The organism is Hymenobacter sp. J193 (assembly GCF_024700075.1).
In the GTDB taxonomy this organism is placed as follows: Bacteria; Bacteroidota; Bacteroidia; order Cytophagales; family Hymenobacteraceae; genus Hymenobacter.
This window is the reverse complement of the sequence record NZ_JAJONE010000001.1, coordinates 3,839,242-3,862,526: the sequence shown is the minus strand read 5'-3', so window position 1 is coordinate 3,862,526 and position 23,285 is coordinate 3,839,242. Positions and strand designations below refer to the sequence as shown.

The following is a 23,285-nucleotide window of genomic DNA, read 5'->3' as shown; positions in this document are numbered from 1 at the left end:
GCATTGAAGATGGATCGTGAAGTAGCAGCAGATATACTACCAAGTCTTACATATAATTTTGTTGATTTTACTTATACCGTTATTTTTGTCTTTCAGTCAATGGCTTAGCCAGCAGCCGAAAGCACGTTTCCCTTTTCTTTAACAGGCCCCTACGATACACCAGCTTGTTTGGCGACCTTGTTCCTAGGTTCTCCACCGTACCCGCGCAACATATAACCGCTCATGAAAAAACTTCTACCCTTACTCTTTTTTGCACTTTTTCAGGTGGCTGCCCTGGGCCAGGGCACTACCCTGGTGAAGGACATTGTGCCGGGCGCCTCTGGTATATTTCCCGGAAATTTTGTCAAGGCCGGCAACAAGCTATACTTTATCCGGCGGGGCACCGGCCCCCGGGAGTTCTACCGCACCGACGGCACCGCGGCCGGCACACAACTAGTGAAAACCTGGGTCAAGGACCCGGATGCCTACGACCCCTATGAGGCCAAGAACGCCGTCGATTTCAACGGGCGGCTGGTGTTTACCCGCTACAACGATGCGGTAGTCAACCAGCACGAGATATGGGTGACGGATGGCACGACGGATGGCACCAAGAAGATTCCGGCCCCAACTTCTACTACCATTTACCGCATTGAGCAGCTTACGGTGTTCAACAACGCGGTGTATTTCGTCATTGAGGGCTTCTCTACTATCCGCGGCCTGTACCGCTGGGACGGTACTGAGGCGGCGCCGGTGAAGATTATCGGCGAAAGCACCATCAACGGGGGCCTGAACTACTTTATCGTAACCGGAGGCAGCCGGATTTTTTTCACGGACGGCTGGAAGGTTTACAACGCGACCAACAGCACGGCCCCGGAAGTACTATATGACCAGGGCGTGGTTGATAAAACCCAGACGGGCATCAGTGGGATGGTGTATTTCAATGGCAAGGTGCTGATAACGGAGGGACGGCCCATTGAGGGCAGCAACATGCGCGGCATCCGGGCCATCGACCCGGTTACCAAGCAGTACCCGTACATCAAGCAGGAGCTTGGGTTTGGCCTACCCTTCCCGACCAGCCGCAGCCCGTTGATGGCTTCGCTGGGCGGCTCCCTTTACTTTGCCAAAACCCGTCACGTCAGCCCCAACAACTTCTTTGAACTCTGGAAAATCAGTCCCGATTTCAAGGTGACGCTGGTCAAGCAGATTTCCGCCACCACGTCCATAACACCCCGGCTGTTTATGGCCAACGCCAAGCTGCTCGTTTTCTCCCTGGAATACTTCAGCGGCGGCAATGAGCTGTGGAAATCCGATGGCACGGCGGCGGGCACGACTACGCTTATCGAGCGCAGCGACAACATCAGCTTCACTATCGACCAGAAATCGACGCTGCTTACGAACACCCAGCTGCTGTTTCCGGCCTCCGACCGCACGGAAACCTACCCGAACACCGCCCACGGCACGGAGCTCTGGACCAGCAACTTCACCAAAGCCGGCACTCGCATAGCGGTGGATTTCGCGCAGGGCACGCACGGTGGCATCAACACGGACCTGGGCTTTGGCTCCCTGGATGGCAGCTCCGTGCTGCTGGCGGCAGACAGGCGCACGACGGCCGGCAGCCTCTACGGCAGCGAGCTGTGGAAGTCGGACGGCACGCCCATTGCGGAAAACGGCAAGGTACCGGCCGCGCCCACCCTCACGGCCCTGACGCCGGCTACCGGCCCCTGGGGCGGCACTGTGGTGCTAACCGGCACCAACTTCACGGGCGCAACGGCCGTGCGGTTCAACCAAACCACCACCACGCAGCACACCGTTAGCTCGGCCACCAAGATTACGGTGACGGTGCCTGAAGGAGCTACCACCGGTAAGGTGAGCGTGATTACGCCGGGCGGCACGGCCACCAGCGCCACGAATTTCACCATTATTGAGGCGGCCACTATCACTGCCTTCAGCCCGGCCAGCACCACCATTGGCAGCACGGTTACCATTACGGGCACCAACTTCACCGGCACCACGGCCGTGAAATTCAACAACACCGCGGCTACCACGTTCACCGTCAACTCGGCCACGAAGATTACCGCCAAGGTACCAACCGGAGCCACCACGGGCAAAATCAGCGTGACGACGCCAGCGGGTACTGTGGCCAGCACCGGCAATATTCTGATTGCGCCGCCGCTGGCCGTCAGCTCCTTTAGCCCGGCCAGCGGCCCGGCCGGCACCGTAGTGGTGCTCACGGGCACCAGCTTTACCGGGGCCACGGCCGTGAAGTTCAACACCACTGCGGCCCCGAGCTTCACCGTCAACTCAGCTACGCAGATTACGGCCACCGTACCTGCGGGCGCCTCGACGGGTAAAATCAGCGTGACGACCTCACAGGGCACCGCAACCAGCGCCGGTAGCTTTACGGTGACGACAGCCCAGGCTCCGGCCATTACGGCGTTCAGTCCGGCCAGCGGCCCGGTGGGTACCCTTGTGACACTGACGGGCTCCAATTTCACCGGAGCTACGGCCGTGAAGTTCAACACCACCAATGCGCCCAGCTTCACCGTGGTATCCGCTACCAGCCTGACCGCGACGGTACCGGCGGGAGCTACCACCGGCAAGATCAGCGTGACTACGGCGGGCGGCACCGCCAGCAGCGCGGCCAGCTTCACGGTGACGGCTACGCCGGCCGGTGGGCCTTATCTCAGCGCCTTTGCTCCGGGTTCCGGCGCGCCCGGCGACGTGGTGGTGCTGACCGGCAGCAGCCTCACCGGGGCCCGCGACGTATCGTTCGGGGGCGTGCCTTCCCTCGGCTTCACCGTCACTTCCCCTACTACCATCAGCGTGATTGTACCACAGGCGGCGGCTTCCGGCAAAATTACCGTCACCACGCCCACCGCTACGCACCAGAGCGTGGACGATTTTACGGTTATCGTGCCGACTTCCGAGCTGGCGTCGGGCTCCCTGGGGCTTTCGATGTACAACGCCACCTCTTACTTTGTGCCGCTTAAAAACCAGCTTCTACTTCAGCCGGCGGGAGGATGGCAACACCCAGCTGTGGCGCTCCGATGGCACGGCAGCCGGCACCATCAGCGTCAGCAACAGCATCCGCACGCCGCTAAACGTGGAATTTGCCCGGGCGACGGAACGCTACGTGTACTTTTTCGAAACCGATGCTGCGGGCAAAAGCCGGCTGGTAGCCCTGGATGAGAACCTGACCAAGAAAGAGCTCAGCACGACGGGCTCCATCAACGATACCTACACGCTGCTCAACAACAAGGCTGTTTTTGAGAAAGACCGCACGGTGTGGGTGTTTGATGAGCTGACGAAGACCAGCAAGCAGCTCTACGACTTTTACCCCCACCAGATGTTTGCCTACCGGGGCCTGGCGTATTTCAAGGGCAACCCTGGCAGCGGCGGCTACAGCATCGGGCGCACCGATGGCACCGCGGCCGGCACTTTCCTGGTCAGCAGCGTATCCGACCTGTACGCCAACCTTTTCGGGGGCGCTGGTGAGTATGTGTACATAGCCTGCTCGGAGCGCAATACCTCGGGCTGGGTGCTGTACCGCACCAACGGTGCCGCGGCCAATAGCCTCACCCGCATCAGTGGCTTCAACGGCGACATCCGGCAGCTGACGGACGTGAACGGCACCCTGTTCTTCATGGGCCGCGCCAGCAACACCACCGTGGGCTGGGAACTGTACAAGGTGACGGGCACTACAGCCGAGCTGGTAAAAGACCTCAATCCTGGCCTGGGCGACGGGGTAAGTGACAGATTGATTCCGGTGGCTATGCGCAACCACCTGTACTTCCGGGGCCAGACCGACAAAGGCTACGAGCTTTGGAAAAGCGACGGAACGACCGCCGGCACCGTGCTGGTAAAAGACCTGAACCCTGGCTCGGGCGACACCTATCCCGACTACCTCACGGCCGTGGGCAACAAGGTGTACTTCACGGGCGGGCGCTCCTACAGCGACCAGGCCCTGCACGTTTCGGATGGCACCGAGGCCGGCACCAAGGCCGTTGACTTTTCGGCTAAGGGCATTTTGTATACCAGCTACTTCCAGGGCAACCTGATTTTCTCGGCCGAGCACCCCACCACGTACAAGCGCGAGCTGTACGTGTACAACCTGCGGGATGCGGCTCCGGCGGCCACACCTACTATTGCGTCCTTCAGCCCCGCTACCGGCCCGGTAGGCACCGTCGTCACCATCACGGGCACCAACCTGACGGGAACCACGACGGTGAAATTCAACCAGGCCACGGCTACCGTGGTCAAAGTCAACTCCGCCACGAGCATCACGGCTACGGTACCCGCCGGGGCCACTACCGGGAAAGTCTCGGTGGAAGCGCCGGCGGGCAAGGCCACCAGCACCCAGGACTTTACGGTGACGCCAGCCGTGTGCAACGTGCCCGTGCCCACTATTACGGCGGGCACTGCTACGGCGGCAGGCATGGTGCTGACCTCCAGCAGCAGCACGGGCAACCAGTGGGTGCGCAACGGCACCGCTATTGCGGGCGCCACCGCCCGCACCTACACCGCCACGCAGAATGGGCGCTACAGTGTGAAGGTGACCGTGGATAACTGCACCAGCACCTCCGCCGAATTTGCGCTGACGGCCCTGGCGGTGCAGCCCCTCAATGCCAGCACCTTCGTAGTGTACCCCAACCCCAGCACTGATTTTCTGACGATTCAGCCCGGCCCGAACCCGGGCAAGTGGGAACTCAGCCTGTATAATGGTTTGGGCCAGCAGCTGCAGCAACGTACCCTGCGCACCAACGCCCCGCTCCAGCTCGACCTGCGCGCTTACCCCGCGGGCCTGTATACCCTGCGCATCTTCGATGGTAAGTCGTTTTACTCCGGCAATATTCTGAAGCAATAATCCAGTCACATTCCAAACGAGCAGGGCTACTACCGCAGAGCAAAAAAGCTCCGGTAGTAGCCCTGCTCGTTTCTTGCTGAAGGTGAATTTCCTCGCTTGTGCTTTTTGCCGGCTTACTTGTACTGCCAGAAGATGCCGAAGTCGAAGGGCGTCCAGAGGGCTGCTTTCTGGTTGGCTACTTTCAAGCCCTCGTTGGCCCAGGTGTTGCAGGTATAGAACAGGTTGTAGGTGCGGCGGGCCTCATAAAAGGCATCGTACTGGCCGTAGCTGTGGCCGGCAATGTGCTGCACCCGCCCCTGCGCGTCGGGCTCGAAGCTGTGGCGGATGAACCCAATCAACTTTTCATATTCCGCGGGCGTCAGGTAGATGCGTACGCAGTGCGGGCCTTCCTGCGGACGGTGATGGAAGGTGGTGTGCATGGCCGTGGTGCTCATCCAGAACATGGCACGCACGGCGGTGCTGGGCTTGAGCTCGGCCCAGGTAGGCGTGTTCAGGTAAAAACCCTTGTCACCCCATCCGAAGCCTACGTACTGCCGGCTGCTGTCGGCGGCCGGGGTATGGGCGTAAGGCACCAGCTGCGTCCAATCGATTTGGGCGGTGCGCACGGGCAGCACGATGTCGGTATGCACGCCGTTGGAAAGTACCCAGGCTTCAATGGCGCCCGGCTCGGGCCCGCTCCGCTTTCCTACCGGCACCGCCGACAGTGCCGCCGAAGCGGCCAGGTAGAGCACCACCGCGCCGACAATGCCTCCGCCGGTCCAGGCGGCGCCTTTCAGTATTTTTTTCAGCGGGTGCGGCATTCGGAACAAACGGGCTTTAATAAAACAGATCAGCCCTCATACGCAGAGCCGCCCGAAAGTTACCGTTCTTTTCGCCGGGCCCACCGAGCCGCCAGCAGCACCAGCAGCGTGGGCAGCCACAGCCAGCGCAACTCGCTTAGCAAGGTGGCTACCCCGCGCCAGGAGAAAAAGCCCGCTCCCACTGGCGAAACCCGCACGGGCCGCCAGGGCCAGAAAAACCGCTCCCCGCTGAACGGGGCCAGCAAAGCCACCCCCAGGCCGCCGTTGGTGAGCATATCCAGCAGCGGGTGCGAAACCGTGGCCGCCGCCAGCCAGCCCGCCAGCTCAACCCGGCTCAGGGTACCGCGCAGCCGCGCCGGGGCCAGCAAAGCCAAGGCAAGTCCGGCCAAAACCGCAAACACCACCGAGTGCGTGGAGCCCCGGTGACCCCACATGCTCGCGTAGGGAATGCCCAGCTTGAAGGTAATGGCGTCGAAATCGGGCAGGATGGCGCACAGGGCCAGGAGCCACCAGAAACCGGCAGGACGCGGCTGGGAAGAAAGGCTGCGGCCGAGGCCAACGGCTACGGCAGCGTGGGTGAAGATGGTGGGCATAGCGGGCCGCAAGTACGGCGGTGCGACGTACATTTGAAACCCTATTTCCACTGAAAAATGGCTCCCGAATCGTCCGACGCCCAATATGTCATTCCGGCCGCTTACCGGCGCATGGAAAACCTGCACATCGTGTTCTGGCTGCTGAAGGACGTGAGCTGGTGCATGGTGTGGAAGCCGCTGGGTTTGGCTATGATTGTGCCCACGCTCACCATTGCCGTTATTATCTCCTGGCGCACCCGCCACCTGGCCTCGGAGCTGGCGCACAACCTGGCCATTGTGCTTTGGATTTCGGCCAACTCCTACTGGATGATCAGTGAGTTTTTTCACTTCGATGAGGTGCTGGTGTGGCATTCCGTCACGGGGAAGCACCTGGCGCTGGTGCCTTTCGGGGCCGGACTGGCGGTGCTGGCGTACTATTACCTGGTGCAGAAACCCCGCGAGAATCGGCCGGAGCAGGTGGCTACGCTGTAGCCGCCTGCTGCAGCAGCAACTCAATCAAGTGCACGGCCTGCGCAAACCGCGCCGCCCACATCCCCCCTATTTCGTGGTACCGGACGCCAAAGTGCGCCAGGGTTTGCCGGTGCAAGGCGTCCACTTGCAGCCGTTCGGCCGCCGGCAAACGGGTGCCATCCTCTACCAGCGGCACATCGGCTTGTAAATACAAATACAGATCGGCCCGGTTGGTGGCATACAGCGCAGCCGGCAGCTCCAGGTAGTCTTCGCCCAGCAGCCGGGCGTATGACTGCGTGATGTGCACATCGGTATCCAGCAGCAGCAACGGCCCGGCCGTAGCCCGCGCTTCCGCAATGCGGCGGGCGTGCTCGGCGGCCACGGTCAGCAAGTCGGCCCGGCAGATTTCGGCTGAATTCGGGATAAGGTCCCGGGCCGCTTCGGCTACGTACGAAGCCCCAAAGTGCGCCGCTAGCTGCTGCGTGAGGGTAGATTTTCCGGTTGATTCGGTGCCCAGGATGGCAACGGTGCGCCGGTAGTAGGCCTGCACGCTACTTGGCAGATACGGCCAGTGCACCCGCATATCGGCCCGGATGGCGGTGGCGGAAATGGGTTCCTGGGTGCGGCCCAGGTCAAAATCAAGAAACCGGATACCCAGCCGGGCCGCTACCATTTCCCCGTACGGCTCGGAGGTAACCACCAGGTTTATATCCGGCAGCACCTGCCGGAATCGGTCGGCCCAGGCGTGCGCTACGGCTTCCGAGGAAACGGAGGTATTGGGTAGGTCACTTTCCCGGTAGTCGAGTACCTGCACGTGTACTTCGGGGCAGGCGGCATAGGTGTCGCGCAGCCAGCCGGCCCGCACGGCACCCGGCACCTGCTCCAGGTCGCTGGCGCACACCAGCACCGTCAACTGGTGGCAGTGGCGGCGGGCAAAGTCGATGAGGGCCAGGTGGCCCCGGTGCAAAGGCAGAAACTTCCCGAATACCAGGGCGCGGGTCATAGCAAACGGAGACTCTATATGGATACTGGAAATGCTATGGAAAGCGGCATAGGGCTGTAATTGAACGTCATGCTGAGCGTAGCCGAAGCATCTCTACTGCTTTTCCTACGGGTATTCAATGAAGCGGCAGAGATGCTTCGACTGCGCTCAGCATGACCCAAAACGCGACTAGGCTAAAGACGCAGCTTCACATCCAGGTAAACGTTGGCCGGGGCCTGCACGAAATACTTGCGGGTGCCGTCGGCCTCTACGCTGCCATTGTTGAAATACCTGGCATTGGTGAGGTTGTTGCCGAAGAGCGTAAACTCCCACTGGCGCCAGGCATACTGCGCCCGGGCATTCAGCAGCACGTAGCCCGCAATGGTGGCGGAGTTGGCAAAATCCAGGTAAGACCGGCTCTGGTAGCGGCCGGTAAGGGCCAGCTGCCAGGGCCCAGTGGCGTACGCAGCTTCCTGGTTGAGCAGCAGGGCGGGCGTGAGAACGGGCCGAAAGGTTTCGGTCTGCTCCCGGATGCGGCTGTAGTTGAAGGCCGAGTTGTTCAGCAGAAAAAACCGGGGCGTGAGCTGGTAGCGCACCCTGGCTTCCAGGCCGCTGCGGTAGCTGCGCTCCACGTTGTCGGTCAGGGCCAGCCCGTTGGGACCCAGCTTCCCGTTCAGCACTATCTCGTTGCGGAAATCCATGTAATACGCATTCACGCTGCCCTCAATCCGGGGACTTTGGTAGCGCAGCCCCAGCTCGTGGTCCTGCACATACTCCGCGCGGGTACTGTAAAGCAGGGCTTGGCCGTTTTCGTCGACCACCAGGTTGTCATTGCCGCCGAACATGTCGTTGCGCGTGGGCTCCCGGCCAGTGCGGCCCCAGCTGTAGTATAGCGTGGTGCGGTCGGTAAGAGCCAGGCTCAGGCCGGCTTTGGGGCTGATAAACTGCCAGGAGAGCGGCGCCAGTGGCACGTCGCCCGCGTAGCGAAACCGCACGGCGCGGGCCTGCACATCGATAAACAGGGTGAGCAGTCCGGCGCGGTACTCCAGCTTACCAAAGGCGCTGCCCTCGCGCTTGTAGCCCGTGTTGCGGTACAGCTCGCCCAATGTCCGCTCGCTACCCAGGTGGCGCCGCTGGTACGTATTCAGGTTTACGCCCACCGACCACGTCAGCTGGCGGCCGCGGTGCGTGTAAGTGCTGAAAGCGCCCAGCAGCCCCGAGCGGAAATCGTAGCGGTACATTTCATCGGTAGAAGGCAAACCCAAAAGGTTGTTCAGGTCGAAGTCGTAGCCCCCGCGCAGGCCGGAGGCATACACGCTGGTGCTGACTTCGGCGCGGGCCGTAGGCCGCCACTGGTTCTGCAGCTGCACCAGCCCCTGCCGGAACAGGTCGTCTTCGGGCCCGTTGGCGTTGGCGCGGCGGTTTTCGCGCAGCACCGAGTCGGGCACGGCCAGCCAGGCCAGCTGGTTGCGCTGCTGCCCGGCCAGCACGCTCAGCTTCCAGTTGGTTTTGTCGTAGAACAGCCCCCCGCTCAGGTACACCGAGCGGGAAGTATTGGCCGACCGGTCCTTGTAGCCGTCGGAGTGCACCTGCGAGGCCCGCGCGTAGCCGGCCACGCGCCCGCGCCGCCCGCTGGTAGCTTCCCCAAACAGCCGGTAGCTGCCGAAGGAGCCGTAGCCCGCCCCCAGGGTGGCACGGGCTGAGTCGAGCAGGGAAGCCGAGAACAGTTGCAGGCTGCCCCCGTAGCTGGCCGCCCCGTTCTGGGTAGTGCCCACGCCCCGCTGCAGCTGCAGTGCGCTCAGGGAGGTAAACAGGTCAGGGTAGTTGGAGAAATAAGCGCCCTGGTCTTCGGGCTCATTAAGCGGCACCCCGTCCAGGGTAGTGTTGATGCGCGTCTGGTCGATACCACGCAGGCGGAAGTAGGCGTAGCCCTGGGTGCTGCCCGCATCGGAATAGGCCGTCACGGCGGGCGTTTCGCTCAGCAGAAACGACGGTTCCTGTCCCACGTTGCGGGCCGCCAGCGCCCGGCCGCTCAGGTTCAGAAACGTGACGGGCGTGCGAGCTGCCGCCCGGTAGGTCACCGTCACTTCGGGCAGGGCGTTGGTCGTATCAGGCTTGGCTGGCGTCTGCGCCCGGCTGGCCGCGGCGGTCAATAACAATACGCTCAGGAATACAGCTATTTTCATGCAGGAAGAGTAGAAGCACGTCTATACTGCCCGCAAAACTAGCGTAATCCGTCGTTGGCCGGTTTTGTCAGACACCTGCCACTGCAGCAGTTACGATGCTTCGCCTAACACCGCGCATGCCGGACAGGCTTTTGCCAGTGGAATTACCCTGCAGACTAATGTTTCAGGCGGTACCAGAATCGTCTGAGCTTCCATTTCAGTCTGCCCATTCTGGTTTGTAAAGGGTGCTTATTCTCCTGCACGAAAGAAACAGGCGCCGTGTCCCGGGCCACCAGCCCTTGCTGCCGGAGGTAGCCGCGCCACGCCCAGGCCCGGTGTACCACCGAAGCCGACCCAGGTGTTTGCCAACTACCGAATGTGGGGCCGAAACCCAGGTCGGTTTGGAACTCCGCTTCCAGCAGCTTGATCAAAGGCCCTAACGTGGTAGTTCGGGGCGAATGACCACCGACAAACCCGATTGGAGCATCATACTTCAAGGCGGTATCTACGCGGGCAAAATCCAGCTTTCCGGCTGTATACACTACCAAACCCTGCTCCTGCAGCAGTTGACGCAAGCTGTCCGGGTTGTACACTACCGCCGGGCGGGAGCCTGCCCGCACCCGGCTGAACGTCCGCCGGGATTCATAGCGCCGATGGGGCCGCAGAACCGACCGGGCGGCCTGGCGTACGTTGGCATCCGCGGTGCCGGCCTGAATAGCCCGCACGGTACGTCGCACCGAGCCTTTCATTCTACCGAGTTTGAAAACAAACTGATTGTTGCTGCCCACAATACCCAAGACTTTGTAGACGCGCACCTTTTTCAGGTATAGGGCCAGCAGTGTTTTGTCGGTGGTGATGCGGGTCCAATGGCGGGAATACAGCACGTCCAGGATGCGCCCTACCGATTCCTGCGCCGCATCATTCCGCTCATAGTCCAGCATCAGCAACTCAAACGCCGTCACGGTTTCCGGGGTAAGCGCCTGTATGAGTTGATTTTCCAGGCGGTAACGCTGCCCAAACGGAAGCGGCAGCAGCAACTGCCGGCTTTGCGCCGCCAACGTGGGCGGCAGGATCAGTGGCAGGCCCACTGTGGGCAGATAGTAAGGCGACACTGGAATCAGGGCTGGAAATCTGGTCCAGGAGTTGTTGCAAGGGTGCGCGGTCATGCACCAGTAAGGCAGGCGCTTCAAAACGGACCAGCTGCCGGTTCCAGTGAAACTCCCGATAGTGCCGGGCCCAGAATACGGTATAGTTGTGTAAGGCCACACCATACTTATCGTATGCCAGCGAATAGACGGTATCCGCCTGATAACTTTGAACCCCGATCTGTAAACCAACGGCCTGCTCTATAAATCTCACTGCATTCCCCTGCGAAACCCCGTTACGATGACGGTGCACATAGATATAGCGGGGTAGCTCCCGTAGCAGTAAGGAGCTTTTGGCTTGCCATAGCGAGTCCAGTTGCGCACTTCCGGGTTCATTGAACAGCAGGTCGGGCAAGGGCTTAAGCTCAGGCGCTTTACTGCTGGTTGAAAGAGCACGCAAATGGTACACGCTACCAGAATCGGCTTCCAACGCACTCAACCCCCAATGCTGGTAGCGCGGAAAATAGCGGAGGTTGGGTAGTTGAGCCCGCACCAGGGCCAGATGGTTACGGTCGAAGTTAACGGGTCGGCCCTTTAACTCCCCAGCCGCAAACACGATTAAATCTTGCAAATTCCTAGCGGCCAGAGTGGCCAATCTAATTTTTTGGAAGCCGTGGCGCGGAATGAAATAGCGTACCTGCCTGGGGTTGCGGGTGAGCCGGACCAACCGCTCCAGCGCCGGGCGGCTGCCGGCCTGCGCCAGATGGTAAAGGCTGTCCAAGGGCCTCTGCGCCACGGCGGGCCGGGCAGCCAATAGCCATAGCCCCACCAACCACACGCAATATTTTATCATTGGACACATCCGTCTAGTATCAGGTAATAGCTCATCGGGTACCTATCCTCGCTACCAACATAATGAATTCCTGACCCGATTAGCAACGCCCTTTTCCCTACACGTACCACGCCGCCCCGGGCACCAGCGCCACCGCTACCGTTTGGCCTGCTTGCAGGCCTGCCTGCGGAGTGCGCAGCCGCACCGGCTGCCCGGCCACTGTAAGCCGGACTTCGTAGTAGCTGCCGTAAAAACGTACTTCCTGCACCACTGCGGGTGTTCCTACTTCTGCCAACTGCAGCTGCTCAGGGCGCACCAGCAGCTGGCGGCCGCGCCGGGCCGGTCGGTCGGTGAGGCGGCGGGCAGCGGCGGCGGGCAGCAGGTTATACTCCCCGAAAAGACCCGCTACGTACTCACTCACCGGCCGCCGGTAAATGGTTTCGGGAGCGGCCTGCTGCACCAGCACGCCTTTTTCCAGCACCAGCAGCTCGTCGGCCCAGGACAGGGTATCGTGCGGGTCGTGAGAAACGAGAATGGTAGTGAGGCCCAGCTGCGTGGTGACGTCGTGGAGCACGGCCTGGAGCTGCTGCTTGTGGCCCCGGTCGAGGTTGGAGAAGGGCTCATCCAGCAGCAGCAGGCGTGGACGGGCCAGCAGCAGCCGGGCCAGAGCTATGCGCTGCCTTTCCCCGCCCGACACCTGGTCGGTGCGACGCATCAAGAGGTGATCGATGCGGCAAAGGTGGTACAGGGCCTGAGCTTCGGGGGCTAGCAACGTGCTGGCGTAGCGCAGCACCTGCTCTACCCGCAGAAACTTCGGCAGCTCGGAGTGCTGCGAGAGGTAGGCTATGCCGTCATGCCCGGGCATCAACTGCTCCTGCGGCCCTTTCACGCGCCGCTCTTCCAGCCATATTTCTCCGCCTGTAGGCTGAATCAGGCCGGCAATGCTTTGCAGCAAGGTGCTTTTGCCGGCGCCGGTTTCGCCGGCCACCGCCAGCCGCTGGCCCTCCGCCAGCGTAAAGCTGATGTCCGTCAGGGCTTGGTGGGTGGCTTCGTGCAGGCTGAGGTGAGATACGCGGAGAAAAGACACAGGGAATGCTTCAATAAGATTTCAGGAGGAAAGTAAAGGTAGTTTGCAGTCTGTTGCTGCCTGATATGAGTTATTCATTGCCAGAAAAAGCACAACCCAACTCATCTATTCTTCGGTTTTAGAGCCAAACCTAATCCTAGGGTTCCTGAAGCTGACACTCAGCTGAAAACCTACTTCGTGGTAGAGCCGGTCCAGTTGTTTATAAGTAATACCTGCCGAAAATGGCCGTTTATTGATAGTAAGTGTGCTATTCCATTGCCAGTAGTGCTGCCACCAAGCCAGCTTAGTTGTCAGTTCAAAATCTACTACTTCACCCGGCTTTATGAAGCCGGTACCTGCTTCGATGCCCCACCTTTCCGCTAGCGTGTTTTCTAGGTGATACGAAGCGGCGCCTAAACCCAGCGTCACCGGAACTTGGTTGTAACCGACATAAAACCCGGTCGAATTGACAGTCAGCATCCGGCGGTCGAATTGAAACTGGGGCGTTTCTACCAACGCATAGCTCAAGGCAACGCCGAAGGCGGGCCAGTTGCAAGGGGCAATCAGATGGCCCACCCCCGCCTCGAATTCCGCTACTTGATTGGTGCGCTGGCAGTTTGTTTGGTACTCGGCTGCCAACTCAAGTGTCACATCCGAATACTGGTTGTTAAAGAAGGGGAAATTATTGTAGCTGCATTTTCCTCCCAGCGGCGTATACTTTGCCCCGCCAGAAAGACCAATTTGTAAGACGTTGAAGTTTACATGATCATCCCACATGCAAGCTTCTTTGAGCTGTACCTGTAGCGTGTCGCCCGCAGCTACTTTCACTTTCTGCCAAACGAACCCTATTGCACTAATCTGCAGCGTAGCCGTGTCCTGCGCAATTTCTACGGCAAAAGCTCCTTCAGCATCTGTTGGGGCTCCCGTATGTGTTCCGGTAACTATAACTGTTGCATATGTTACAGGGCTTTTCTTATAGCGTACCACGCCCCGTACGACGCCCTGAGCCATGCCCAAAAACCCACTGATAAGCAATAGAAAACTCATTAGGTAACTCTTCATCATAACATTGAATGGAATACTCAGCTACTTGATGTCGGCTTTGAATAGATTCCATAAAAAACGGCTGCCTCCCCACTGAAGAAGCAGCCGTTATATCTGTCAAGTAGAGTTGAATGAGCCCGGGCGAATTTGAGGCTTTACTTCATATTGACCTGCACCGACACCGTTTCGGTCGGAGCCAGTTTGGGAACCAGCGCGTGATAGGTTAGAATGGGGGCATCATTCGTCATGCCAGGGGTAAACAACACTGACAACTGTAGCTGTCCCGTTTCGCACTCGCGCTGGTAGCTGTAAGTAATGGTGGAGCTACCACTCTTGAGCCTTGGTTGCCAATTACCAAGTCATACTTCGTAAAGTCAATCTGCGGGCGGCACTCCCCGGTTACCTGCTGCTCGAACTCAGCCTGAGAGCGGATGATAGTGTACGTCTGTGACAAAGCAACGCTGAGTTGTCTGGGCGTATTCGTGCAGCCGTATTCTTTTTCCAGGCTGGTAACTGGAATAGGTATGTTTGCGCACGGTTCCATGTCGCCATCACAGGGAATGCAGCTGTGCAGAGCCAGGCTGGTCAGCGCACTTAGTGCCAGGGTAAAGAGGTGTTTCATATACTACAGTTGGTTGCAAATGTCTCGCTTAGGGTGAGCCTGTCATGCAACAGAAAGTTGCAGCTTTTGCCAACAAAAAACGGCCGCCTCCCCTACCGGAGAAGCGGCCGTTTTAGTTGCCAGTTGAAGCCGGCAGAAATTACTTCTGCGACAACTGCGCTTCGCCGGACTCTTTCAGGCGAATCAGGTTCAGAGCCGAGCCGGCTTTAAACCACTCAATCTGACCCTCGTTGTAGGTGTGGTTCACCGTGATGAGGTCCGTGTCGCCGTCGGCGTGGTGCAGGCGGATCTGCAGGGGCTGACCAGGCGTGAAGGAGGTCAGACCGAGGATGTCGAAGGTGTCGTCCTCCTCAATCAGGTCGTAGTCGGCCTTGTTGGCGAAGGTCAGCGCCAGCATGCCCTGCTTCTTGAGGTTGGTTTCGTGGATACGGGCAAACGACTTAACCAGCACGGCGCGCACACCCAGGTGGCGGGGCTCCATAGCAGCATGCTCCCGCGACGAACCTTCGCCGTAGTTTTCATCCCCTACCACAATGGACCCAATGCCCTGGGCCTTGAGGTTGCGGGCTACCTGCGGCACCGTGCCGTAGGGCGTGCCCGAGGTCAGGGCATCCTTCACGGAGTTGGCTTCGCCGTTGAAGGCGTTGGTAGCCCCGATGAGCATGTTATTGGAGATGTTGTCGAGGTGGCCGCGGTACTTCAGCCAGGGGCCGGCCATCGAAATATGGTCGGTGGTGCACTTGCCCTGGGCCTTGATGAGCAGGCGCAACCCGTGCAGGTCGGTGCCTTCCCAGGGCTTGAAAGGGTCGAGCAGCTGCAGACGGTCGGAGGTTTCCGCTACCAGCACCTGCACGCCCGAGCCATCTTCGGCGGGCGCCTGGAAACCGGCATCCTCCACGGCGAAGCCGCGCGGGGGAAGCTCAATGCCTTGGGGCTCGTCGAAGCGCACTTGCTGGCCATCTTTGCCGGTTAGGGTATCGGTGAGGGGGTTGAAGGTCAGGTCGCCGGCAATGGCGAAGGCCGTCACAATTTCGGGCGAGGCCACGAAAGCGTGGGTGTTGGGGTTGCCGTCGTTGCGCTTGGCAAAGTTGCGGTTGAAGCTCGTGATGATGGAGTTGCGGCGCTTGGGGTCGTCGGTATGACGGGCCCACTGCCCGATGCATGGACCGCAGGCGTTGGCCAGCACCACACCGCCCATCTGGGCGAAGGTGTCGAGCAGCCCGTCGCGCTCCACGGTGTAGCGCACCAGCTCCGAGCCGGGCGTCACGGTAAACTCGGCCTGCACGGTAATGCCTTTCTCCACGGCCTGCTTGGCAATGGAAGCCGAGCGGGTAATGTCTTCGTATGAGGAGTTCGTACAGGAGCCAATCAGGCCTACTTCCAGCTTCTCGGGCCAGCCGTGCTCTTTCACGGCGGCGGCAAACTGTGAAATCGGCCAGGCAGCGTCCGGGGTGAACGGGCCGTTCACGTAAGGCTCCAGCTCGGAAAGGTTGATTTCGATGAGCTGATCGTAGAATGCCTCGGGGTTGGCGTATACGTCGTCGTCGGCGCGCAGGTGCGCAGCTACGCCAGCGGCCAGGTCGGCAATTTCGGCGCGGCCAGTGCCGCGCAGGTAGTCGCCCATTTTCTCATCGTAGCTGAACACCGAGGTGGTAGCCCCGATTTCGGCGCCCATGTTGCAGATGGTGCCTTTGCCGGTAGCCGAGAGAGAATTAGCGCCCTCACCGAAGTACTCCACAATGGCGCCGGTGCCGCCTTTTACCGTCAGGATGCCGGCTACTTTCAGAATCACGTCTTTGGCCGAAGTCCAGCCGCTCATGGAGCCGGTCAGCTTCACGCCGATTACTTTCGGGAACTTCAGCTCCCAGGCCATGCCGGCCATTACGTCCACGGCGTCGGCGCCGCCTACGCCAATGGCAATCATGCCGAGGCCACCGGCGTTGGGGGTGTGCGAGTCCGTGCCGATCATCATACCGCCGGGGAAGGCGTAGTTTTCGAGCACTACCTGGTGAATGATACCAGCACCGGGCTTCCAGAAGCCGATACCGTATTTATTGGAAACCGAAGCCAGGAAGTCATATACCTCCTTGTTTTCGGAGTTGGCAATGGCCAAATCCTCGTCGGCGCCTTCTTTGGCCTGAATAAGATGGTCGCAGTGCACGGTGCTGGGCACAGCGGCCTGGGGCTTGCCGGCCTGCATAAACTGCAGCAGTGCCATTTGAGCGGTGGCGTCCTGCATGGCTACCCGGTCGGGCGCAAAATCGACGTAGGAAACGCCCCGCTCATATGCCTGCGAAACAGAGCCGCCGTACAGGTGAGCGTACAGGATTTTTTCCGTCAGGGTGAGCGGACGGCCGACGGCAGCACGGGCCGCCTCAATGCGGGAACCCATGTTGGCGTACACGGCCTTGATCATTTCTAAGTCAAACGCCATAATGCGAAAGGGAAAAAGATGGAGAGAACGTGCCTATTAAGAACAGGTACGCAAATATAGGTACCGCCCGTTGCGCCGCCCAACATTTTGGGCGGGTTGTCGGGTGGGCCGCCATGCGGTCATCCCGACCTCTGGGAAGAACCTGGCAAGCGCTACGTAGGATCGATAAACGAATTTCTCTGCTTTAAGCAAGTCCTTCATTGCGCTCAGGCTGAGAGGCGGCATCTTCTAAACTATCGACCCTACTCCGTAGTTTAGCCCCGAACTAACTTCTTCTTTTCACTATGCCCGTTGCCTTTTCGTTTCGCAAAGCCGTAACCGGGGCCGGACTCGTGCTGGCTGTTGTGGCCTGCCAGTCCAACTCTACTACCGACACCAACACTACCCCGACCACCACCGCTTCGGCGGGTACCGGCACTGCCCCTCAGCTTGCGACCGGCAAGTGGCGCGGCGTGCTATCGGCCCAGGGCCAGAAAATTCCGTTTTTGTTTGAAGTAAGCCAAGCCGGCGGCAAGCTCGTAGTAACCCTACGCAACGGCGAGGAACGCCTGAAGCTGGACGAAATCAGCTCGGCCGGCGACTCCACCACCATCCGCCTGGGTGTATTCGACGCCGCACTGGTCGTACGCCAGGACGGGGCCGACAAGCTGAAAGGTGCCTGGGTGAAGTACGACGGCAAGGAGCCGTACCGGGTAGCGTTTTCGGCCAGTAAAGGCGAGCAAAAACTATTTCCGGTAGCCGCTGGCAGCAAGCCTATTTCCTTCGCGGGTAACTGGAAAGTGACCTTCAAGGGCGACGACGGGGAAACCTACCCAGCCGTCGGCATCTTCAAGCAAACCGGCAACGACGTAACGGGCACTTTCCTGACCACGACCGGCGACTACCGCTACCTGGCCGGGCAAGTGGATGGCGCTGATCTGAAGCTCAGCACGTTTGACGGCAGCCACGGCTTCCTTTTCACGGCCCACAACGGCCCGAAGGAGCCCATCGACATTACAAAGGATTATGCCCCTAATACCTTGTTCGGTGAGTTCTACTCCGGCAAAAACGGCCACGAAACCTGGACGGCTACCCCCGACCCCAACGCCAAGCTGCCCGATGCCAACGCCCTCACTGGCATGAAGCCCGGCCAGAAGCGCCTCGACTTCAAGTTCCCCAACATCTACGAAGGCGGCAGCATCTCCCCCACTGACCCCAAGTACAAGGGCAAAGTGGTGGTGGTGCAGATTCTGGGTTCCTGGTGCCCCAACTGCATGGATGAAAGCAATTTCCTGGCGCCCTGGTACGAAAAGAACAAACAGCGCGGCGTCGAAATCATCGGGCTGGGCTACGAGCGCACCGCCGACCAGAAAGTGGCTTCCCAGAAGCTGCTGAAGATGAAGGAGCGCATGAACATCGGCTACGACATTGCCGTGGCGGGCCAGGCCTCGGCGGCCGAAGCCAGCAAGTCCCTGCCCCAACTGGCCAAGGTGCTGGCCTTCCCCACCACCATTTTCCTGGACAAGAAAGGCGAGGTGCGCAAGATTCACACCGGCTTCTCGGGCCCCGGCACCGGCAAGTACTACGAGCAGGAAAAAGTCGAATTCAACAAAACTATTGACCAGCTGCTGGCGGAGTAGGCTCCGGTGGCCTCACCCCCGGCCCCTCTCCCGTGGAGAGGGGAGCCTGCCGGACCAAACGTAACAATGCCTCGGCTTACCAGCCGAGGCATTGTCATTTACACACAAACCATCATATATCAAACGCGGGCGGTAGCAGCTGCGGAGGCGCTAGCCGAAGCAGCTGCGTGAAACAGCGCGGCTGGCTCCCCTCTCCTTGGGAGAGGGGCCGGGGGTGAGGCTACCGGAACCGCTCCAGCAGCACGATTTCGTCGTTGTGGTAGACGGTGCGGGCAAATTCCTGGTAGCCGAACCTGCGGGCCAGGCGCAGGGACGCTTCGTTGCCGGGGTCGATGATGCAGGTGGTGCGCGGGCCGGGGAAGTGGGCATCGGCCCAGGCGTGGGCGGCTTGCACGGCCTGGGACGCATAGCCGCGGCCGTGCAGGCGGGGCGCCAGCACCCAGCCCGCTTCGGGCGTACCTTTAAGTGAGGGCGTCAGGTCGCGCCGCACGTCGAAGAAGCCGACGGTACCGGCGTAGCGGCCGGTGGCTTTTTCCTCAATGGACCAGGAGCCGTAGCCCAGCATCGACCAGTGGCCCAGCTGCGCCAGCATACGGCGCCACACGTCTTCCTCGGAGTGTGGCTTGCCCCCGAGGTAGCGGTAAAAGGCGGGGTCCTGGTGCAAAGCGGCGGCCTCGGGCAGGTCGGTGGGGCGCGGCGGGCGCAAGAGCAGATCCGGGGTTTCGAGGCGGGGAATGGCATCGGGCACGAGGCTGCCCAGGTCGAGAAGTTCCATGGCGGCAAGGTAGCAGAAAGCCTGAATTGCCTGAGCCGCAAATGGCCGAGAAAACCAAGCTATTCATCGGTGTTTCCGGGCTGATGCGCGAGAACCGGCCATCCGGGCCAGGAACGGGGCACTGTAGTTGAATAGGGGTGAAACAGCACGCAGCGTCCTGATTCTCTCGTTTCCTTCAACCGTTACCGTATCCTTCCCATGAAAAAGCAACTCTTCAGCCTCGCCCTCCTCCTGAGCCTCGGCACTTCCTTCGCCGGCTCCACCCTGGCCGCCGACCACAACCCCGCCAACGGCCGCGAGCAGCGCCAGGACGACCATAAAAACAAAGGCCGCCAGCACGACGACAAGTACCGCAAAGGCGGCCTCCGTGCCGAACAGAGCCGCCAGCGCCGCGCCGACGAAATGGCCAAAGAGCTGGGCCTGAACGCCAAGCAAAAAGTTAAAGTAGATCAGATCTTCCAGGAGCAGCAGCAGCAGATGGCCTCTCTGCGGGGCCGCTCCGGCCAAGACCGAGGCCAGCGCATGAGCGAGGCCAAGCGCATCCACGAAGCCACCGACAAGAGGCTCAAGTCGGCGCTGTCGAAAAAGCAGTACGCGCAGTTCACGGCCAAGCGCCAGGAACGGCAGCGGCAGATGCAGCAGCGCCCGGGCAGCCAGCGCGGCCCCGAGCGGCGCTCTGACTTCGGCAACCGCAGCTAAGCCCGACCGAACTTTCAGCCTACCGCCAAACCGCCTCAGCCCCACCGGCTGGGGCGGTTTTGTGTTGATAGTTGAGGCGGGCGTAAAGTATTTCGCGTACCAGTCCGATTACCCAAGCAGTCAGCTTACCATTTTCTCCTCTGCTGTATGCCCAAACCCCGACGCTTTGTTGGCCGCCTGCTGGGCGGTGTAGTTGTCGCCCTGCTCGTGGTGGGCGTGGCGTTTGCCAACCTGAGCCCGGAGTTCGGGGGCAAGCCCACCAAAGCCCAGCGCGCCGCCTACGCCCAATCGGGTCATTATAAGGACGGCGAATTTCAGAACCTGGTGCCAACGACGCTGATGACTGGAGGCAGCACGTTTTCCTCGCTCTGGAAATTCCTGTTCACCAAAACACCTAATGAGCGGCCCGCCTCTCCCCTGCCCACCCGGCCCCTGACGCCGGCCAGCATTCAGCAGAAAACCGCCGAAATCGTGCGCGTGACGTGGTTTGGCCACTCGGCCAGTCTGGTGGAAATAGCGGGCAAAAACATCCTGTTCGACCCCATGCTGAGCGTGAAGATGGGCCCCGTGAGCTGGCTGACGCCCAAGCGCTACAACCCGCAGCTGGCCATTACGGCCGAGGAGCTGCCGCCCATTGAGGCCGTGCTGATTTCGCACGACCACTACGACCACCTCGACTACCAGACCATACTGCGGCTGAAGGAGAAGACGGCTCACTTCTTCGTGCCCTTGGGCGTGGGCGCACACCTGCTGGCCTGGGGTGTGGCGCCCGCCAAAATTCACGAGCTGGACTGGGGCGACTCGCTGAGGCTGCCCGGCCTTACCGTGGTGAGTACGCCTACGCGCCACTTTTCGGGCCGGGGCCTCACCAACCGCAACTCCACTTCTTGGAGCTCCTGGGTCCTGAAGTCGGCCACAAAGCGCGTGTTCTACAGCGGCGACGGGGGCTATGGCCCGCACTTCGCCGCCATCGGCCGGCAGCACGGCCCCTTCGATCTGGCCCTGATGGAATGCGGGCAGTACAATGTCGACTGGGCCGAAATCCATATGATGCCCGAGCAAAGCGTGCAGGCTGCCCTCGATGTGCAGGCCCGCCTGATGCTTCCCGTTCACTGGGGCGCCTTCACCGAGGCCCGTCATGCCTGGAATGAGCCTGTACGTCGCGCTACGGCCGAGGCCGCCCGGCGCCAGCTGCCCATCACCACGCCGCAGCTGGGCCAGCCCGTGACGCTGGGCAGCGGAACGCTGCCGCAGGAACTGTGGTGGCAATAGAACGTTAGTCCTGGGCTAGCAAGCGGGCCAGCTTGCCGTACAGCTCCGCTGCCTCAAAGGGCTTGGAGATGCCGTCGTTCATGCCCGCCGCCAAGTACTCGTCGGTATCGTTCTGGAAAGCGTTGGCCGTAAGCGCCAGAATGGGCAGACGGGCCTTGTCTGGCTCGGGCAGGGCCCGAATGGCGGCCGTTACTTCCAGCCCGCTCAGGCCCGGTAGCTGAATGTCCATCAGCACTGCGTCATAGCTGTTTTGCTGCACGCAGGCCAGCCCGGCCGGGCCGTCTTCGGCCTCATCCAGCTCCACGCCCCAGTCTTCCAGCAGCATACGCGCTACCAGGCGGTTGATGTCGTTGTCCTCCACCATCAGCAGGCGCTTGCCGCGCAGGGCGCCGGTGTCGTAGTCGGTTTTGGACGTGGAAACTTGGGGCGCATCGGTAGCAGTGGCGCGGGGCAGCGTAAGGCGGAAGGAGAACGTGCTGCCCTCGCCCAGCCGGCTCTCGACGCACAGCTTGCCGCCCATACGCTCCACCAGCGCCCGGCTGATGCTCAGCCCCAGCCCGGTACCCCCAAAAATACGGGTCGTGTCGGCGTAGGCCTGGGTGAAATCCTCGAAAATCCGTTCCTGCTTTTCGGGTGCAATGCCCACGCCGGTGTCGCGCACCCGAAATTCGATGGTGAGCGTATCGGCCGTTTCTTCTACCAGATAGGTACCGGCGTGGATGCTGCCGCCGGCCGGGGTGAACTTGATGGCGTTGCTGAGCAGGTTCAGCATCACCTGGTTGATGCGGTGCGCATCGCCCAGCACCTGTGGGTGCGGGCAGGTTTCGCGCAGCCGGTCGCCGGTTACGTGCAGTCCTTTCTCCAGCGCCTGCAGCATCAGCGGCTGCGCGGCCTGAAACAGCGTCTCACACAGGTCGAAAGGCTCCTCTACCAGCTCAATCTTGCCGGAGGTGATTTTGGCCATGTCCAGCACGTCGTTGATGACACCCAGCAAGTGCCGGCCCGAGGAGCGGATAATATCCAGCAGCTCCTGCTGGCGGGCATTGAGCGGAGTCTTGGCCAGCTGGGCGGCAATGCCCAGCACCCCGTTCATGGGCGTACGAATCTCGTGGCTCATGTTGGCCAGAAAGTTTTCCCGGGCTTTGGCAGCGGTGGTGGCTGTCTCAACTGCCTGCTTCAGGGCCGTCACATCGGCACTCACGCCCAGCACGTGGGTCTGTCCCCCATCCCAGGCCAGCGGCTGCTTGATGGTGTGCAGGCACCGCTCGGTGCCATCGGGCAGCGTTATATTGTCTTCTACCACTATCTGGCGGCCCGTAGCCAAGACTTCGGCATCGGTGGCCTGGTACTGGGCCTGCTGCCGGGCCTGCCGGGCGGCTACCTCGGGCGTAGGCGTGGTTTGAGCCATTATGTCAGCCATGGCGCGGGTAGTGGAGTTCTCAAACACGTACCGGCCATCGGCGTCGCGCACGTATACCATCACGGGCACGGCATCGAGCACCTGCTGGGTGAAAGCCTGCTGGGCCAGCTGCTGCTGCTGGGCCGCTACCCGGGCGGTTTCCTCCGTCAGGTACATATTCACGTACTGGGCTTCCGGAAACGGCACGATGTGCACGGCAAACTGCCGGTTGTCTATGCGTAGCTGGTGCTGCGACTCCCGGGCACTGTCCAGGGCTTTCATTGCCCAACCGTACACCTCTTCCCGCCCGGCTTGCAGATCTTCGGGCGACAAGGAAGCGGCCAGCCGCTCGGCCGCGGCGTTGGCAAACAGCCGCTGCTGGTTGGGACCCAGGCGGTAAACGGGGTTTGGGTTCTGCGCCGGAATACGCGCCAGCGTGAGCTGCTCGGCCAGCTCGGCCCGTAGTTTCTTGATTTCAGCGTGGGCCTCGACCAGTGAAGTCGGCAACGGTTCGTTGTCGGGAGAGGGTATGTTCATAATAGGGCAAACGGGAATCGGGGCGCAGCTACAAGTTGAGCTGAACTGCGGCAGCAGAGCCAGCTTCA

General features: G+C 60.8%; 16 protein-coding genes. 6 read left to right on the top strand and 10 right to left on the bottom strand.

What is annotated here, in order from left to right; genetic code table 11:
• Window positions 1-222 precede the first annotated feature (222 nt).
• Window positions 223-3,168, top strand: a complete 2,946-nt coding sequence (locus LRS06_RS16945; RefSeq protein WP_257872569.1) for an IPT/TIG domain-containing protein — start codon at window positions 223-225, stop codon at window positions 3,166-3,168.
• Window positions 3,169-3,325: 157 nt separating this feature from the next.
• On the top strand, window positions 3,326-4,843 hold the full coding sequence (locus LRS06_RS16940; protein WP_257873425.1) for an ELWxxDGT repeat protein: 1,518 nt from the start codon (window positions 3,326-3,328) through the stop codon (window positions 4,841-4,843).
• Window positions 4,844-4,956: 113 nt separating this feature from the next.
• Here the strand turns inward: LRS06_RS16940 and LRS06_RS16935 are convergent, their stop codons facing one another.
• Window positions 4,957-5,643 carry a TIGR02117 family protein gene (locus LRS06_RS16935; RefSeq protein WP_257872568.1) on the bottom strand — a complete coding sequence of 229 codons (687 nt, stop codon included), beginning with the start codon at window positions 5,641-5,643 and terminating at the stop codon, window positions 4,957-4,959.
• A gap of 59 nt (window positions 5,644-5,702) precedes the next feature.
• Complete coding sequence (locus tag LRS06_RS16930; protein WP_257872567.1) at window positions 5,703-6,236, bottom strand: metal-dependent hydrolase; 534 nt, start codon at window positions 6,234-6,236, stop codon at window positions 5,703-5,705.
• A 57-nt stretch (window positions 6,237-6,293) separates the two neighbouring features.
• Between LRS06_RS16930 and LRS06_RS16925 the strand changes: the two genes are divergently transcribed.
• Window positions 6,294-6,707: a hypothetical protein gene (locus tag LRS06_RS16925; protein WP_257872566.1), complete on the top strand. Its 414-nt coding sequence runs from the start codon at window positions 6,294-6,296 to the stop codon at window positions 6,705-6,707.
• Here LRS06_RS16925 and LRS06_RS16920 read toward each other — a convergent pair.
• The 6 genes from LRS06_RS16920 to LRS06_RS16895 all read right to left on the bottom strand — a co-directional run bounded on the left by LRS06_RS16920 (window position 6,697) and on the right by LRS06_RS16895 (window position 16,916).
• Window positions 6,697-7,689 (bottom strand): AAA family ATPase, encoded by a 993-nt coding sequence (locus LRS06_RS16920; protein WP_257872565.1) that lies wholly within the window; start codon window positions 7,687-7,689, stop codon window positions 6,697-6,699. The genes LRS06_RS16925 and LRS06_RS16920 overlap by 11 nt on opposite strands.
• A 173-nt stretch (window positions 7,690-7,862) precedes the next feature.
• Entirely contained in the window at window positions 7,863-9,854 is a 1,992-nt protein-coding gene (locus tag LRS06_RS16915) for a TonB-dependent receptor (RefSeq protein ID WP_257872564.1), read from the bottom strand.
• 155 nt (window positions 9,855-10,009) lie between these two features.
• Window positions 10,010-10,999, bottom strand: a complete 990-nt coding sequence (locus LRS06_RS16910; protein ID WP_257872563.1) for a hypothetical protein — start codon at window positions 10,997-10,999, stop codon at window positions 10,010-10,012.
• A gap of 869 nt (window positions 11,000-11,868) precedes the next feature.
• The gene (locus LRS06_RS16905) at window positions 11,869-12,837 is read right to left on the bottom strand and encodes an ABC transporter ATP-binding protein (RefSeq protein WP_257872562.1); all 969 of its coding nucleotides are present in this window, start codon (window positions 12,835-12,837) and stop codon (window positions 11,869-11,871) included.
• 105 nt (window positions 12,838-12,942) lie between these two features.
• Window positions 12,943-13,881: a carboxypeptidase-like regulatory domain-containing protein gene (locus LRS06_RS16900; protein WP_257872561.1), complete on the bottom strand. Its 939-nt coding sequence runs from the start codon at window positions 13,879-13,881 to the stop codon at window positions 12,943-12,945.
• A 740-nt stretch (window positions 13,882-14,621) separates the two neighbouring features.
• Window positions 14,622-16,916 carry an aconitate hydratase gene (locus LRS06_RS16895; protein WP_257872560.1) on the bottom strand — a complete coding sequence of 765 codons (2,295 nt, stop codon included), beginning with the start codon at window positions 16,914-16,916 and terminating at the stop codon, window positions 14,622-14,624.
• Window positions 16,917-17,200: 284 nt separating this feature from the next.
• Here LRS06_RS16895 and LRS06_RS16890 point away from each other — a divergent pair, with 284 nt between their 5' ends.
• Window positions 17,201-18,535 (top strand): TlpA disulfide reductase family protein, encoded by a 1,335-nt coding sequence (locus LRS06_RS16890; RefSeq protein WP_257872559.1) that lies wholly within the window; start codon window positions 17,201-17,203, stop codon window positions 18,533-18,535.
• Window positions 18,536-18,755: 220 nt separating this feature from the next.
• Here LRS06_RS16890 and LRS06_RS16885 read toward each other — a convergent pair whose 3' ends face one another.
• On the bottom strand, window positions 18,756-19,310 hold the full coding sequence (locus tag LRS06_RS16885) for a GNAT family N-acetyltransferase (protein WP_257872558.1): 555 nt from the start codon (window positions 19,308-19,310) through the stop codon (window positions 18,756-18,758).
• A gap of 198 nt (window positions 19,311-19,508) precedes the next feature.
• Here LRS06_RS16885 and LRS06_RS16880 point away from each other — a divergent pair, with 198 nt between their 5' ends.
• Together LRS06_RS16880 and LRS06_RS16875 are read left to right on the top strand one after the other, a co-directional pair.
• On the top strand, window positions 19,509-20,009 hold the full coding sequence (locus LRS06_RS16880) for a hypothetical protein (protein ID WP_257872557.1): 501 nt from the start codon (window positions 19,509-19,511) through the stop codon (window positions 20,007-20,009).
• A 147-nt stretch (window positions 20,010-20,156) separates the two neighbouring features.
• Window positions 20,157-21,281 carry an MBL fold metallo-hydrolase gene (locus LRS06_RS16875; protein ID WP_257872556.1) on the top strand — a complete coding sequence of 375 codons (1,125 nt, stop codon included), beginning with the start codon at window positions 20,157-20,159 and terminating at the stop codon, window positions 21,279-21,281.
• Between the two features lie 4 nt (window positions 21,282-21,285).
• On the opposite strand, the gene LRS06_RS16870 is transcribed toward LRS06_RS16875, so the two are convergent.
• Window positions 21,286-23,217, bottom strand: coding sequence for a PAS domain-containing hybrid sensor histidine kinase/response regulator (locus LRS06_RS16870; RefSeq protein WP_257872555.1), 1,932 nt, complete (start codon window positions 23,215-23,217; stop codon window positions 21,286-21,288).
• Window positions 23,218-23,285: the final 68 nt, after the last annotated feature.

Coding starts and splice junctions, on each gene's coding strand:
- LRS06_RS16945 (WP_257872569.1), top strand. CDS start 223: ATGAAAAAACTTCTACCCTTACTCTTTTTTGCACTTTTTCAGGTGGCT.
- LRS06_RS16940 (WP_257873425.1), top strand. CDS start 3,326: ATGTTTGCCTACCGGGGCCTGGCGTATTTCAAGGGCAACCCTGGCAGC.
- LRS06_RS16935 (WP_257872568.1), bottom strand. CDS start 5,643: ATGCCGCACCCGCTGAAAAAAATACTGAAAGGCGCCGCCTGGACCGGC.
- LRS06_RS16930 (WP_257872567.1), bottom strand. CDS start 6,236: ATGCCCACCATCTTCACCCACGCTGCCGTAGCCGTTGGCCTCGGCCGC.
- LRS06_RS16925 (WP_257872566.1), top strand. CDS start 6,294: ATGGCTCCCGAATCGTCCGACGCCCAATATGTCATTCCGGCCGCTTAC.
- LRS06_RS16920 (WP_257872565.1), bottom strand. CDS start 7,689: ATGACCCGCGCCCTGGTATTCGGGAAGTTTCTGCCTTTGCACCGGGGC.
- LRS06_RS16915 (WP_257872564.1), bottom strand. CDS start 9,854: ATGAAAATAGCTGTATTCCTGAGCGTATTGTTATTGACCGCCGCGGCC.
- LRS06_RS16910 (WP_257872563.1), bottom strand. CDS start 10,999: ATGACCGCGCACCCTTGCAACAACTCCTGGACCAGATTTCCAGCCCTG.
- LRS06_RS16900 (WP_257872561.1), bottom strand. CDS start 13,881: ATGATGAAGAGTTACCTAATGAGTTTTCTATTGCTTATCAGTGGGTTT.
- LRS06_RS16895 (WP_257872560.1), bottom strand. CDS start 16,916: ATGGCGTTTGACTTAGAAATGATCAAGGCCGTGTACGCCAACATGGGT.
- LRS06_RS16890 (WP_257872559.1), top strand. CDS start 17,201: ATGCCCGTTGCCTTTTCGTTTCGCAAAGCCGTAACCGGGGCCGGACTC.
- LRS06_RS16885 (WP_257872558.1), bottom strand. CDS start 19,310: ATGGAACTTCTCGACCTGGGCAGCCTCGTGCCCGATGCCATTCCCCGC.
- LRS06_RS16880 (WP_257872557.1), top strand. CDS start 19,509: ATGAAAAAGCAACTCTTCAGCCTCGCCCTCCTCCTGAGCCTCGGCACT.
- LRS06_RS16875 (WP_257872556.1), top strand. CDS start 20,157: ATGCCCAAACCCCGACGCTTTGTTGGCCGCCTGCTGGGCGGTGTAGTT.
- LRS06_RS16870 (WP_257872555.1), bottom strand. CDS start 23,217: ATGAACATACCCTCTCCCGACAACGAACCGTTGCCGACTTCACTGGTC.